Consider the following 13,986-nt stretch of genomic DNA (forward strand, 5'->3'; position numbering starts at 1 on the left):
CGGGTGTACAGGACGTCCACCCTCGTGCGGGTGATCCTTCCACCGGGGCGCAGTACGGAGCGCGCCGCATGACTACACTTCTGAACACATACACGCGTCAGGGCCCACAGTGTCGTGCGTCTACCACGCGGCTAGCCCCTCCACCGCCTGCGGCCGTCGGGACGGCCGTCCGCACTGGACTTGTGAGGACTCACGTGAGCTCGAAACCTGTCGTACTCATCGCTGAAGAGCTGTCGCCCGCCACCGTCGACGCCCTGGGCCCGGACTTCGAGATCCGGCACTGCAACGGCGCCGACCGCGCCGAGCTGATCCCCGCCGTCGCCGACGTCGACGCCATCCTGGTGCGCTCCGCCACCAAGGTCGACGCCGAGGCGATCGCCGCGGCCGGGAAGCTCCGGGTCGTGGCCCGCGCGGGCGTCGGCCTGGACAACGTGGACGTCTCCGCCGCCACCAAGGCCGGCGTGATGGTCGTCAACGCCCCGACCTCCAACATCGTCACCGCGGCCGAGCTGGCCTGCGGTCTGCTGGTGGCCACCGCGCGCAACATCCCGCAGGCCAACACGGCGCTCAAGAACGGCGAGTGGAAGCGCTCGAAGTACACCGGGGTCGAGCTCAGCGAGAAGGTCCTCGGCGTCGTCGGCCTCGGCCGCATCGGCGTCCTGGTCGCCCAGCGGATGTCGGCCTTCGGCATGAAGATCGTCGCCTACGACCCCTACGTGCAGCCGGCCCGCGCCGCGCAGATGGGCGTCAAGCTCCTCAGCCTGGACGAGCTGCTGGAGGTCGCCGACTTCATCACGGTGCACCTGCCCAAGACCCCGGAGACGCTGGGTCTCATCGGCGACGAGGCGCTGCACAAGGTCAAGCCCTCGGTCCGCATCGTCAACGCCGCGCGCGGAGGGATCGTGGACGAGGAGGCGCTGGCCTCCGCGCTCAAGGAGGGCCGCGTCGCCGGCGCCGGCCTCGACGTGTACGCGAAGGAGCCCTGCACGGACTCCCCGCTGTTCCAGTTCGACCAGGTCGTCTGCACCCCGCACCTCGGCGCCTCCACCGACGAGGCGCAGGAGAAGGCGGGCATCGCGGTCGCCAAGTCCGTCCGCCTCGCGCTCGCCGGCGAGTTGGTCCCGGACGCGGTCAACGTCCAGGGCGGCGTCATCGCCGAGGACGTACGCCCCGGTCTCCCGCTCGCCGAGAAGCTCGGCCGGATCTTCACCGCGCTCGCGGGCGAGGTCGCGGCCCGGCTCGACGTCGAGGTGTACGGCGAGATCACCCAGCACGACGTGAAGGTGCTGGAGCTCTCCGCGCTCAAGGGCGTCTTCGAGGACGTCGTGGACGAGACCGTCTCCTACGTCAACGCCCCGCTGTTCGCGCAGGAGCGCGGTGTCGAGGTCCGCCTCACCACCAGCTCCGAGTCGCCCGACCACCGCAACGTGGTCACCGTGCGCGGCACCCTCGGCGACGGCCAGGAGGTCGCGGTCTCCGGCACGCTGGCGGGCCCGAAGCACCTCCAGAAGATCGTCGCCATCGGTGAGCACGACGTCGACCTGGCGCTCGCCGACCACATGGTCGTCCTGCGCTACCAGGACCGGCCGGGCGTGGTGGGCGCGGTCGGCAAGATCCTCGGCGAGGCCGGACTGAACATCGCGGGCATGCAGGTCTCGCGGGCCGCGGAGGGCGGCGAGGCGCTGGTCGTCCTCACCGTCGACGAGACGGTCCCGCAGCCGGTGCTGACGGAGATCGCGGAGGAGATCGGCGCCTCCTCGGCCCGCTCGGTGAACCTGACCGACTGACGCGGACGGGCCGCCCCGGCCCGGCCCGCCGCACCACCCGCCCCGTACCCGGTGGCAGGCCCGCGCGTCCCGGACGCGTGGTCCCGCCACCGCGTACGTCGCGTTCGGGGCGGGCGGCCGGGCGGCGCGGGGAACGGCGGGGCGGTTTGGAGCGGGAACGGCGCGGCGGGCCGCGGCCGCGAAGGCGCTGCGGGGTCCGGGTGATCAACCGGCGCGTATGGGCCCGGGGTTGGGCCCGGGGGCCCACGACGTGAGCGGACTCGCGACCCTAGGGTGACCCGTTGTCATGTCACTCATGGGCACCCCGGGGGTCGGTCGCGTATGTCTGCTGTCGGTGGCATACCCGTAGCGGGGGGTCCGGCCCCGGCCGCCGCTCCGCGACGTGAACTGCCGGGCCCGCTCGCCTTGGTGCGCGTCCTGCTCCTCGTCCTGCTCGGCGCGACGGTGCTCGGGGCGATCGGCCTCTCCGGCTCCGCCTTCGCGGTGGGGGCGATGGGCGCCGAAGTGCTCGGCATCCTGCTGTACGCCTCCGTGCCCGGGGTGCTCGCGGCGCTGCTGGCCCGGCACGTACGGACCGGCGGACCCCGGGTGCGGTGGGGCATCGTCGCCGTCCAGGTGTGGCTGGTCCTCGGCGGGCTCGCCAACGTGGGCGACGGCTCCCCGGACGGGTTCACGCAACTGGTCGTGCCGATCCTGATCCTCGTCCTGATCAACAGCGAGGGCAGCCGGGCGTGGTTCCGGCTCCCCGTCGCCGAGCGCGGACAACCACCCAGGTTCTCGCTCCCGCACATGATCACCTGGAAGCGTGACCGGGGGCAGACCGCCCTGGAGTACCTGGGCCTGGTGCTCATCGTCGTCGCGCTGATCGCGGCGCTGACCGTGGGCGGCCTCGGCGGCCGGATCACCGAGGGCCTCCAGTCCGCGATCTGCTCGCTGACGGGCAGCTCCTGCCCGGTTTCCCCGGGCGGTTCGGTCGAGGCGGGCGAGGGCACGGACGGAGGCGCCGACGGCGGTACGGGCGGGGGAGCGGACGAGGGTGCCGCCGGGGAGACGTCGGGAGGCGCGGACGGAGGCGCCGACGGAGGCTCGGAGGGGGGCGCCGACGGCGGTACGACGACCACGGGCGGCGCCACCGGCGGCGAGACGACCGGCGGTTCGGAGGGGACCGGCGGCCGCGAGACCTCCGGCGGCAGCGAGGGCACGGGCGGGACCCAGGACTCCGGCGGATCCGAGGGGGCCGCGAGCGGTGGTTCCGAGGGAGCGGCGACCGGCGGATCCGAGGGGGCCGCGAGCGGCGGTTCGGAGGGGGCCGCGACCGGTGGTTCCGAGGGCTCCACCACGTCCGGCGGCACCGGCGGCCCCGACGACAAGGGGCGGCCCGGGACCGGCGAGGACACCTTCCCCGAGGACGGCGAGGAGCCCGAGGCCGCCTACGACGTACAGCCGACGTCCGACGAGGGCGACGGCGAGGGCGGAGACCAGGCCGAGAAGGAGGAGGACTGCGGCGGCTGGGGCTTCTTCGGCTGCGCCTGGGACCGTACGACGCAGGTCTTCAAGGGCCTGGTGGTCGACGGGATCTGGGGCGACATCTCCGGGATCATCGACCTGTTCAAGCCCGAGACCTGGTCCGGGCTGGTCGACTACGGCAAGCAGCTCGGCGACCAGTGGTCCCAGGACTCCTCCGGCGCGGGCGACAAGTGGGCCGACGGCGACTACCTCGGCGCCCTCTGGGACTGGGGCGGGGCCTCCGTCAACACCGTGATCACGGTCGGGGACGACGTCTTCGTCGGGGACGAGGTCCGCGAGCGCTGGAACAACGGCGAGAAGACCCGGGCCGTCACCGATGTGATCTGGAACGTCGGATCGATCTTCATCCCCGGCTACAACGTCGGGAAGGTCGTCGGCAAGGTCGGGAAACTCGGCAAGCTCGGCAAGGTCGCCTCGGAGATCGCGGAGGCGGCGGGCGACGCGGGCGCCGCCGCCCGCCGGGCCCGCAAGGCCGCGGAGGCCGGTGACCTCGACGGCGTACGGAAGGCGGCGAAGGAGGCCGACGAGGCGGCCGACAGCGCCGAGGACGCGGCGCGCCGGACCGGCTGCGCGATCGCGGGCGGCCCGCCGAGGGTGCCGTACGGTCCCGCAGGCGGTGGCGGCGGCGGTGGTGTGCCGGGTGCGGGCACCGGCGTGCTGGCGGCCGGCTCCCCGGGCCGGGCCGTCCTCGCGGAGGGCGGCTGCGACGAGGCGGCCAAGAAGGCGGCCCAGGAGGCGCGCGCGGCCGAGCGGCAGGCGCACCTGGAGCAGAAGCGGCTGGAGGAACCGGAGCGGGCGCGGAAGGCGGCGGCCGACAAGAAGCAGTACCCGGAGCCGCAGCGCAACGACACCTCCGACCCGCGCAACTACAACCCGCCGTCCTGGGCCGACGACCTCAAGGACCGTACGCTCGGCGACGCGGACGCGGGCGACGGCTACTGGGCGAGCCGCGACCGCAACCCCGCGCCGAACTGGAAGAACGAGTCCTGGCTCCGCTACCAGGAGCAGGTCACGGGGACCAACCGGGGCCAGGAGTACGTCGTACCGCATCCCCGCGAGGGCAAACCGGCCGTGGAGTACGACGGTTGGGACTCCTCCCGGCAGACCTTCCTGGAGGCGAAGAACGGCTACGGCAGCTATCTGTCCCAGAGCGACAAGGGCACGCTCACGCCCTCGGGCAAGGACAAGTTCGTCACCGAGGCCCGCGCGCAGGTGGAGGCGTCGGGCGGCCGGAGCGTCGAGTGGCACTTCTCCGACCCGGACGTGGCGAAGGCGGCCCGCAAGGCGTTCCGTGACGAGGGGCTGCCGGTCAAGGTGGTGCACACGCCGACGAAGCCGGGCGACAGCACCAGGAAGCCGGGAGCCTTCGACGAGTAGGCCGCGGCGTGGGCCGGGCTCCGGACGGAGGGCCGGGAGCCGAGTAGCCTGCAACGCGTGGTGACCCCGGCCGCCGGCCGGGGGCCGCGTGCAGCGGGCCGGCCGATCGAGGAGAGACGAGCATGCGACGTGTAGTGCGGGGCTTCTGGGGTCCCCGGCCGGAACCGGTCGAAGTCCTGGCCGACCGGTGGCGGCGGACGCTCGACGGGATCGCCGAGCTGGTCCCGCAGGCGGCCGACGTCTGGAGCCAGGTCCACGGCAACGGTCCCGCCACCGCCTTGGCCGCCGAGGGGGACGCGCTGGAGGAGGCCCTGCGCGCCGCGCAGAACGCCGCCGACTGGTCGGACCTCACCGGCACCGGGCTGCGGTTCGTCGGCACCGGGGCGCCCGGCTGGCAGACCGAGGTCAGCGGACTGGTGGGCGGGACACCGGAGTTCCTCCTCCAGTCGCTCGCGATCGTCCTGCACGCCCCGGACGAGGCCGTGGTGCCGGAGGAGGAGCTGCTGTCGCTGATCGTCCGCGTGTGGGAACCGGACTTCGGCGACGTGAGCGACGACGACGTCCTGGACGCGCTGGAGGACGAGGTCGGGTACTCCGTGAGCGATCCCGTCGTCGGCCGGGCCGGCTACCTCTCCCCGGCCCGCGCCGCCCTGATCCCCGACGACCTGGAGACCGTACGTCAACCGCTGCCCGGCGGAGGGGAGTTGCTGAGCATCGCGGCCCCCGGCGACAGCGCCACCGTGGTGCGGGTGTACGGGCGGCTGCGCGAGGCGGGGGCGCTGGCTCCGCTGCCCCGCCCGATGGACCGGGCGGTCCTGTGACCTCCCGGGCGGGGGAGCCCTTCGACCTGGAGCGTGCCGCGGCGGAGGCCGCCGGGCTGCTCACCGCCCCCGTGCCGGCCGACGGCCCCACCACGGCGGAGGGCGACCCGGTCACCGGTGAGTGGACCGCCACCCGGGGCGAGGGCTTCCTGCTCGTGCCGCTCTGGGAGGGCGACCCGCTCACCGGGGTGTACGCCCCCGCGTGGAACGACGCCGAGGAGGCAGCCGAGGCCCGCGCGGCCGATCTGGCACGGGAGTTGGACCGGCGGTGGGGCCCGCACACCACCGTGCGCCTGCACGGACCGCTGCGCCGCTGGCAGGGCGACCGTACGCTCGTGGAGCCGCTGTTCCAGGCGCTGTTCGGCGCGGACCTGTACGGGGACCTCGCCGTCTGGGGGCCGGTCGGGGCGGCCGGGCCGGGCGGCTCCGGAGACCGGTGGTTCGCCGTGACGGTCGGCCACAGCGACGGCGACGCGCCGTTCGTGCTGGCCGCCCTGGTCAGCGACCGGCCGATCCCCGAACCGGCGGACGACGACGGCCCGTTCTGAGGCCGCGGAGCCCGTCCGGGGGCGTCCCGAACCGCTGATAGGGTCCCTCGACATCACCTGCCGCGTGCTGCTGAAGAGGGCTCATGAAACTGCTCCCCCTGTTCCTCCGGAAGCCGATCGAGGCGGTGTACGAGCGCCGGCTGGCCGCGACGCTGGTGGGGCTGCCCCGCCCCCAGCACGTCGGGATCATGGTCGACGGAAACCGGCGGTGGGCCCGCGAAGCCGGGCACACGGACGTCCGGGAGGGGTACAGGGCGGGCGGCGCCAAGGTGACCACGTTCCTGGGCTGGTGCACCGCCGCCGGGATCGGGCACGTCACCCTCTTCATGCTCTCCGACGACAACCTGGGGCGCCCCGCCGAGGAGCTGGGCCCGCTGATCGAGGTCATCGAGCACACCGTCCGGGACATCAGCGCCGAGGGCCGGGACTGGGAGGTCCGGGCGATCGGCTCGCTCGACATGCTGCCCGGCGACAGCGCCCGCGCGATCAAGGAGGCCACCGCCGCCACGGCCGGCCGCGGCGGCCTCAAGGTGGACGTGGCGGTCGGCTACGGCGGCCGGCGCGAGATCGTCGACGCCGTGAAGAGCGCCTTCGAGGAGCACATCGCGGCCGGCGGGGACCCGGCCGAACTGGTCGCCCGGTTCGGGATCGACGACATCTCCCGCCATCTGTACTCGCCCGTCGCCGACCACACCGACTTCATCATCCGCACCTCCGGCGAGCAGCGCCTCTCCGGATTCCTGCTCTGGCAGTCCGCGTACGCCGAGATGCACTGGGTGGACTGCTACTGGCCGGCCTTCCGGCACGTGGACTTCCTCCGCGCGCTGCGCTCGTACGCGAACCGGGAGCGCCGCTTCGGCAAGTGACCCGGGCCGGGGGCGGGGCGCGCACGCACCCCCGCCCCCGGACGGCTCAGAGCGACGCGGCGCGGTGGGTGGTGCGGCCGTCCACGACGGTGAGCAGCACCGGCAGTTCGGGCAGGTCGACGGCGCGCGTGGTCAGCGGGCTGTCCGCGAAGACCGTGAAGTCGGCGCGGTGGCCGAGGGCGATCCGGCCGGCCTCGTGCTCCTCGCCCGCCGCCCAGGCGGCGTTGACCGTCATGCCCCGGAGCGCTTCGAGGGCGGTGAGCGCCTGGCCGGGGCCGTGCGGCGGCTGGGTGAGGTCGCGGCCGGGACGGCGGTGGCGGGCCGCCGCCATGACGCCCAGCGGCGGGAAGTGGGAGATCGGCCAGTCCGAGCCGAGCACGACGCGCGCGCCCGCGTCCCACAGGTCGCGGCAGCGCCAGGCGTGGGACGCCCGCTCCTCGCCGAGCCGCCGTGACCAGTTGTCGGTGTGGTCGGCCCGGGTGAAGTCGGCGCAGTGCGTGGGCTGCATGGAGGCCACGACGCCCAGCTCCGCGAACCGGGCCACGGTGTCGTCGGGAACCGTCTCGATGTGCTCGATCCGGTGGCGTACGTCCGGTCCTCCCGCGCTCCGGGCCCGATCCACGGCGTCCAGGGCGTGGCGTACGGCGGCGTCGCCGATCGCGTGCGTGGCGGTGGGCACCCCGGCGTCGTGCAGTTCGCCGATCACCCGGGTGTAGGCGGCGGGGTCGGGCCAGAAGGAGTGCGTGGACTCGCCGTGGCAGTCGGGGCGCTCCAGCCAGGCGGTGCCGTTGTCGATGGTGCCGTCCATGAACAGCTTGACGCCCTCCGTGCGCCACAGCGAACCGCCCCGGCCCTGCTGCCCGATGAGCGCCCGTACGGCATCCGAGTCCACGCCGGGCCGGCACCAGGGCGCGACGCGCAGCCGCAGCGGGAGGTCGCCCGCCGCGTCCAGGCCGGCGTAGAGCGCGAGGCTGTCCCCGTTCGCGTCCATGGCGTGGCCGCCGGTGAGCCCGGCGGCGGCCATCGAGCGCAGGGCGGCGGCCAGACGCTCGCCGCTCTCCTGCCGGGTGGGCCGGGGCGCGGCCCGCTCGACCAGCTCGCAGGCGGCCTCCTCCAGCAGCAGCCCGGTCGGCCGCCCGTCCGCGTCGCAGACCACCTCGGCGGCCTGGTCGAACGTCCGGGGGCCGTCCACGCCCGCCAGTTCCAGCGCGCGCGGGCCGTCCAGCGCGGAGTGGGCGTCGAAGAGCTGGATCAGCGCCGGTACGTCGTCGAGCACGGGGGAGAGGGAGGCGGAGGCGACCGGCGCGTCACCGAAGGTGTTCGGGTCCAGGCCCCAGGCGCGCAGCCAGGCGCCGGGGGCCAGCTTCCGGACCTCGGCGGCGAGGGCCTCGCGCACCCCCGCCAGGTTCGTGCAGCCGGACAGGTCGAGCCCGCCGGTCATCTCCGCGCCCGTGACCGGGTGGATGTGGCCGTCGACCAGGCCCGGCGTCACCACCGCGCCCTTGAGGTCGATCACCGTGGTCGAGGCGTCGGCCAGCGCCCGGATCTCCCGGTCGTCGCCCAGGGCGACCGTCCGCCCGCCGGAGACGGCCAGCGCGGTCTCCGGCAGGAAGCCGCCCGTGACCGGATCGAGGAGGCGGGCGGCGAGCAGGACGAGTGAGGTGCGCACAGGGACTCCAGGAGGTCGTTCGCTCGGGGGCGGGCTTGGGGTGTACGGGGGTGGGGGCGGGGGTGTCGGGCGGTCAGGTGGGAAAGGGACCGGACCGCCCGACGGTCGAAGGGCCGAGAGGCAGGGGCCGGTGCGACCGGCGGGCGAGGACGGCCGGCATGCCCCCCGGGGCACCCGGTTCGCGCCCTGCGGTGGTGAGCGCCGTCGGGTTTACCGCCGTGGTCCGGCCGGACGTCCGATCGGGTGGTGGAGCGGACACCGGGTCCGTCCAGCATGACCAGGGGCCGCACGGCAGGCACTCCGGGTTCGGACGTACGGGGGCCGTCGCGAGGGGGCGCTGAACGTGCGACGACATGCCGGGCATGTTATTGAGTGTCCGACCAATAAGCAGGCTGGCGGGGCGGCGGCCGACGCGGGCGGCCTCGCTCCCCCGCACGGGGGAGAGGGGCCCCTACCGGCGGCCGGGCTGCGGGGGAGAAGGGCCCCTCCCTGCGGCCGGGCCTGCTACAGCCGGGCGCGTTTGACCGCCATGTGCAGCAGCAGCCGGTCCTCGCCGTCGTTCAGGTCCAGGCCGGTGATCTGCTGGATGCGGGAGAGCCGGTAGTACAGCGTCTGGCGGTGGACGCCCAGCGCCGCCGCGGCCCGGCCCGCCTGGCCCGCGTGGTCCAGGAACACCTCGGCGGTGTGCGCCAGCTCCCGGTGCACAGGGAACAGCAGCGGGGCGACCGCCGGGTCCCCGGCCTCGCTCCCCGTCTCCGGCAGGGCGGTGAGCAGGCGGTACGGGCCGATCGACGACCACCGGGCGACCGGGCCCAGCCGGGGCTCGGCCCGGGCCGCCCGGGCCGCCGCCCGCGCCTCGCGCCAGGAGGCGGCCAGCTCGGCCAGGCCCCGGCGCGGCGCCGCGATCCCCGCCGTGGCCGCCTGCCCGGCCTCCGACCGCAGCCGGTCCCCGGCGCTCAGGGCCGGATCGAGCCGGTCCGGTGAGCGCAGCCGCACCAGCGCGGCCAGCGACGACGCCCCCGCCGCCGGGACCGCCGCCAGCGCGGCCGCCGACGCCACCGCCCGTACCGCCGGGGTGTCGTCCGCCCACGGCGTCACGCACACCACCGTGTGCAGCCCCTCCGCGTCCCGCCCCAGCACCTCGCCCAGCGCGGCGACGGCGGTGTCGTGCTGCCGGCCGGGGCCCGCCGTGAGGACGGCGCCGAACTCGCGCGAGAGGTCCGCACCCGCCCGCGCCTCGTCGAAGAGCAGCGCCCCGATCCGGGCGGCGACCTCCATCGCGGCGGTCAGCCGCTCGTCGGTGGGGCCCGGGTCGGCGTCCAGCAGCCAGACGTAACCGAGCACGACACCCCGATGGCGTACCGGGAGGCAGATGCGGTCCCGGAACACCCCGGCCTCCGGGGCGGCGGGGATCCGGACGGGCCCGGTCGCCCGGGTGATGCCGAACGCCTCGAACCAGGCGCGGACGGCCGGCGTGGAGCGGCGGGTCAGGATCGAACGGGTCCTGACCGGGTCCATCGCCGTGTCGTCGTCGCTGTCGTGGGCTCCGAAGGCGACCAGGCCGAAGTCGCGGTTCTCCAGGGTCGCCGGGGCGTCGAGGAGGGCCGAGATCTCGTCGACCAGTTCCTGGTAGTCGCCTGTCACCCCGCCATTCTGCACCCCCGCGCGCACTTCTTCAGACAGATGTATGAGACGGCGGCCACGGATGCGTGACAGGTGTCGATGGCACAGCACGCACGGGGTACCTAGATTTCACAGTGGTTATCCGTGCCGTACCGGTCCGTTCACGTTCGTACCGCTTCGGCCTCGTCCGTACATTCGTGGAGGTGCCCCGTGCTGGGTCCCGTGATTCTCGCCGCATCGCGCAGCGACAAGATGCGCCGGTTCGTCTCGGCCGCGCCCGGCACCAAGCAGGTCGTCGACCGCTTCATCGCCGGGGAGACCGTCGACCAGGTCGTCCCGATCGTCGAGGACGCCGCGGACAAGGGCCTGGAGGTCACGCTCGACGTCGTCGGCGAGGACATCACCACCCCCGCGCAGGCCGAGGCCGCCCGCGACGCCTACCTGGAGCTCGTCGAGCGCCTGAAGGACCTGGACCTGGGCCCCCGCGCCGAGATGTCCGTCAAGCTCTCCATGTTCGGCCAGGCGCTGGAGGGCGGCCACGAGCTGGCCCTCGCCAACGTCCGCCCGGTCGTCGAGGCCGCCGCCGCCATCGGCACCACCGTCACCCTGGACGCCGAGGACCACACCACCCTCGACTCGATGTTCGCCATCCACGAGGAGCTGCGGAAGGACTTCCCGCAGACCGGCTGCGTCATCCAGTCGTACCTGTTCCGCACCGAGGACGACGCCCGCCGCCTGTCCGCCGCCGGCAGCCGCGTCCGCATCGTGAAGGGCGCCTACAAGGAGCCCGCCTCCGTCGCGTACCAGGACAAGGCCGAGATCGACAAGGCGTACGTCCGCATCACCCGCATCCTCATGGAGGGCGAGGGCTACCCGATGATCGGGTCGCACGACCCCCGTCTCATCGCCATCGCCCAGGAGCTCGGCCGCCGCGCCGGGCGCAAACTGGACGAGTACGAGTTCCAGATGCTGTACGGCATCCGCAGCGAGGAGCACGTCCGGCTCGCGGCCGAGGGCCACCGGATGCGCGTCTACACGGCGTACGGCACCGACTGGTACGGATACTTCATGCGCCGCCTCGCGGAGAAGCCGGCCAACCTGCTGTTCTTCGGCCGCTCGATCCTCACCAAGGGCTGAGCGGCCCCCGGGCCGACCCACATCCCCGCCGACACCAAGGAGACAAGGCAACCATGGACGCCGTCACCCAGGTCCCCGCTCCGGTCAACGAGCCGGTCCACTCCTACGCCCCGGGCTCCCCCGAGCGCGCCCGTCTGGAGAAGAAGCTCAAGGAGCTCAGCCAGAACCCGATCGACCTGCTGATGACCATCGGCGGCGAGAAGCGGATGGGCGGCGGCGAGCGGGTCGACGTCGTGCAGCCGCACAACCACAAGGCCGTCATCGGCACCTTCGCCGGGGCCACCGAACAGGACGCCCAGGACGCCATCGACGCGGCCCTCGCCGCCGCTCCGGCCTGGCGCGCCATGTCCTTCGACGACCGCGCCGCGATCATCCTGCGCGCCGCCGAGCTGCTGTCGGGCCCCTGGCGCGAGACGCTGGCCGCCTCGACCATGCTCGGCCAGTCCAAGACCGCCCAGCAGGCCGAGATCGACACCCCCTGCGAGCTCATCGACTTCTGGCGCTTCAACGTGCACTACGCGCGCCAGATCCTCGCCGAGCAGCCCCCGGCCAACTCCCCGGGCGTGTGGAACCGCATGGACCACCGCCCGCTGGAGGGCTTCGTCTACGCGATCACGCCGTTCAACTTCACGGCCATCGCGGGCAACCTCCCCACCGCCCCCGCTCTCATGGGCAACGTCGTGGTGTGGAAGCCGTCCCCGACCCAGACCCACGCCGCCGTGCTGCTGATGCAGCTCCTGGAGGAGGCCGGTCTGCCCAAGGGCGTCATCAACCTGGTCACCGGCGACGGCAAGGCCGTCTCCGAGGTGGCGCTGAACCACCGCGACCTGGCCGGCATCCACTTCACCGGCTCGACCCCCACCTTCCAGCACCTGTGGAAGACGGTCGGCAACAACATCGCCAACTACCGCACCTACCCGCGGCTCGTCGGCGAGACCGGCGGCAAGGACTTCGTCGTCGCGCACCCCAGCGCCGACCGCGCCGTCCTGAAGACCGCGCTGACCCGCGGCTCCTTCGAGTTCCAGGGCCAGAAGTGCTCGGCGTCCTCGCGGGCGTACGTCCCCGCCTCCATCTGGAACTCCGGTTTCAAGGAGGAGTTCGCGGCCGAGGTCGACTCCATCAAGATGGGCGACGTCACCGACCTGAGCAACTTCATCGGGGCCGTCATCGACGACCGCTCGTTCGCCAAGAACAAGGCCGCGATCGACCGCGCCAAGTCCGACCCGACCTGCACGGTCATCGCGGGCGGCACCTACGACGACTCGGTGGGCTACTTCGTCCGCCCGACCGTCATCGAGTGCACCGACCCCGAGAACGAGGTCTTCACGACCGAGTACTTCGGCCCGATCCTCGCGATCCACGTCTACGAGGACGACAGCTACGACGCCATGCTGGAGCAGATGGAGTCGGTCTCCGACTACGCGCTGACCGGCTCGGTCATCGCGGGCGACCGCGCGGCCGCCGCGTACACGATGGACAAGCTCCGCTACGCCGCCGGCAACTTCTACATCAACGACAAGTCGACCGGCGCCGTCGTCGGCCAGCAGCCCTTCGGCGGCGGCCGCGCCTCCGGCACCAACGACAAGGCCGGGGCCCCGCAGAACCTCCAGCGCTGGACCCTGACCCGGGCCATCAAGGAGACGCTGGTCCCGCCGACCGACTACACCTACCCCCACCAGGGCTGACGCCCGCCCCGGGGCGCCGCAGCACGGCGCCCCGGCCCGGGGTCCCCGCCACGGGGACCCCCTCCGAACACCGCCCCCCGACCGGCCCCCCTGCCGGACGGGGGGCGGTTTCCATCTCGGCGCGGCCCGCCGTCAGATCTCCACCAGCACCTGGTCCAGCGACTTGCGCACCAGGTCGGGGACCTCGCAGTCCTCGGCGGGATGGCCGACCGGGATCACGGCGAACGCCTTCTCGTTCTCGGGCCGGTTCAGGACCTCGCCCAGGAAGCGCATCGGGCTCGGGGTGTGGATCAGCGCGGCGAGCCCGGACAGGTGCAGGGCGGTGAGCAGCATGCCCACCGCGATCCCCACCGACTCGTCCACGTAGTAGTGCTTGCGCTTGGCCCCGTCCTCGCCCAGCCAGTAGCGCTGCTGGAACACCACGATCAGGGCCGGCGCGTCCGTCATGTGGGCCTTCACCGCGTCCGTGCCCAGCGGACGCAGCGCGGCCAGCCACTCCTCGCCGAGCCGCCCGTCGTAACTCACCTTCTCCTCGTGCTCGGCGGCCTCCCGGATGCGCCGGCGCACCTCGGGGTCCTTGACCAGGACGAACGTCCACGGCTGCTGGTGGGCGCCGGACGGGGCGGTGGCCGCGCAGGCGATGGCGTCGCGCAGCACCTGCTCGGGGACCGGGTCGGGGGAGAAGGCGCGGACGGTCCTGCGCTCGTCCATCCGCCGCCGCAGCCGGGCGGCGCGTTCCAGGGACTCCTCGGCGGCGATCCGCTCGGGGCGGTAGGGCGCGGGGCGGTACGGCGCGCCGTGCGTGGGCGTCCACGGGCCGGGGGCGGTCGCGGACGGAGGCGTGGATGCGGGCGTGGTGTCGGACATGGGCGCAGTGTGCGCGGCGGGGGAGGGGCGGGGGAAGCGGGACTTCGGACAGGCGCGGAGCCGGTCCCGGTCACCGTCC

At 73.7% G+C, this 13,986-nt stretch carries 10 protein-coding genes; 7 read left to right on the forward strand and 3 right to left on the reverse strand.

Annotation, left to right across the window (positions count from 1 at the left end; genetic code table 11):
- Positions 1-194 precede the first annotated feature (194 nt).
- The 5 genes from serA to IF19_RS0122665 all read left to right on the forward strand — a co-directional run bounded on the left by serA (position 195) and on the right by IF19_RS0122665 (position 6,926).
- Complete coding sequence (gene serA / locus IF19_RS0122645; RefSeq protein WP_030117171.1) at positions 195-1,787, forward strand: phosphoglycerate dehydrogenase; 1,593 nt, start codon at positions 195-197, stop codon at positions 1,785-1,787.
- Positions 1,788-2,108: 321 nt separating this feature from the next.
- On the forward strand, positions 2,109-4,691 hold the full coding sequence (locus tag IF19_RS0122650) for a Tox-REase-5 domain-containing protein (RefSeq protein ID WP_030117170.1): 2,583 nt from the start codon (positions 2,109-2,111) through the stop codon (positions 4,689-4,691).
- Positions 4,692-4,813: 122 nt separating this feature from the next.
- Entirely contained in the window at positions 4,814-5,512 is a 699-nt protein-coding gene (locus tag IF19_RS0122655; protein WP_030117169.1) for a hypothetical protein, read from the forward strand.
- The gene (locus IF19_RS0122660; RefSeq protein ID WP_030117168.1) at positions 5,509-6,060 is read left to right on the forward strand and encodes a hypothetical protein; all 552 of its coding nucleotides are present in this window, start codon (positions 5,509-5,511) and stop codon (positions 6,058-6,060) included. The genes IF19_RS0122655 and IF19_RS0122660 overlap by 4 nt, the downstream gene beginning before the upstream one ends.
- A gap of 83 nt (positions 6,061-6,143) precedes the next feature.
- Positions 6,144-6,926 carry an isoprenyl transferase gene (locus IF19_RS0122665; RefSeq protein ID WP_030117167.1) on the forward strand — a complete coding sequence of 261 codons (783 nt, stop codon included), beginning with the start codon at positions 6,144-6,146 and terminating at the stop codon, positions 6,924-6,926.
- A 46-nt stretch (positions 6,927-6,972) separates the two neighbouring features.
- Here the strand turns inward: IF19_RS0122665 and IF19_RS0122670 are convergent, their stop codons facing one another.
- Together IF19_RS0122670 and IF19_RS0122675 are read right to left on the reverse strand one after the other, a co-directional pair.
- Positions 6,973-8,595, reverse strand: a complete 1,623-nt coding sequence (locus IF19_RS0122670) for an amidohydrolase (protein WP_030277861.1) — start codon at positions 8,593-8,595, stop codon at positions 6,973-6,975.
- A gap of 504 nt (positions 8,596-9,099) precedes the next feature.
- Positions 9,100-10,239 (reverse strand): PucR family transcriptional regulator, encoded by a 1,140-nt coding sequence (locus IF19_RS0122675; RefSeq protein WP_030117164.1) that lies wholly within the window; start codon positions 10,237-10,239, stop codon positions 9,100-9,102.
- A 189-nt stretch (positions 10,240-10,428) separates the two neighbouring features.
- On the opposite strand from IF19_RS0122675, the gene IF19_RS0122680 reads away from it, so the two are divergent.
- Both IF19_RS0122680 and pruA read left to right on the forward strand, forming a co-directional pair.
- Positions 10,429-11,355: a proline dehydrogenase family protein gene (locus tag IF19_RS0122680; RefSeq protein WP_030117163.1), complete on the forward strand. Its 927-nt coding sequence runs from the start codon at positions 10,429-10,431 to the stop codon at positions 11,353-11,355.
- 53 nt (positions 11,356-11,408) lie between these two features.
- Positions 11,409-13,040, forward strand: a complete 1,632-nt coding sequence (pruA, locus tag IF19_RS0122685; RefSeq protein WP_030117162.1) for an L-glutamate gamma-semialdehyde dehydrogenase — start codon at positions 11,409-11,411, stop codon at positions 13,038-13,040.
- 132 nt (positions 13,041-13,172) lie between these two features.
- On the opposite strand, the gene IF19_RS0122690 is transcribed toward pruA, so the two are convergent.
- On the reverse strand, positions 13,173-13,907 hold the full coding sequence (locus IF19_RS0122690) for a nitroreductase family protein (protein ID WP_030117161.1): 735 nt from the start codon (positions 13,905-13,907) through the stop codon (positions 13,173-13,175).
- Positions 13,908-13,986: the final 79 nt, after the last annotated feature.

This window comes from Streptomyces californicus, from assembly GCF_000717645.1.
GTDB lineage: Bacteria > Actinomycetota > Actinomycetes > Streptomycetales > Streptomycetaceae > Streptomyces > Streptomyces californicus.

Bases quoted from the DNA above. Each gene is read 5' to 3' on its own strand.
- IF19_RS0122650 (WP_030117170.1), top strand. From the start codon at position 2,109: ATGTCTGCTGTCGGTGGCATACCCGTAGCGGGGGGTCCGGCCCCGGCC.
- IF19_RS0122655 (WP_030117169.1), top strand. From the start codon at position 4,814: ATGCGACGTGTAGTGCGGGGCTTCTGGGGTCCCCGGCCGGAACCGGTC.
- IF19_RS0122665 (WP_030117167.1), top strand. From the start codon at position 6,144: ATGAAACTGCTCCCCCTGTTCCTCCGGAAGCCGATCGAGGCGGTGTAC.
- pruA (WP_030117162.1), top strand. From the start codon at position 11,409: ATGGACGCCGTCACCCAGGTCCCCGCTCCGGTCAACGAGCCGGTCCAC.
- IF19_RS0122690 (WP_030117161.1), bottom strand. From the start codon at position 13,907: ATGTCCGACACCACGCCCGCATCCACGCCTCCGTCCGCGACCGCCCCC.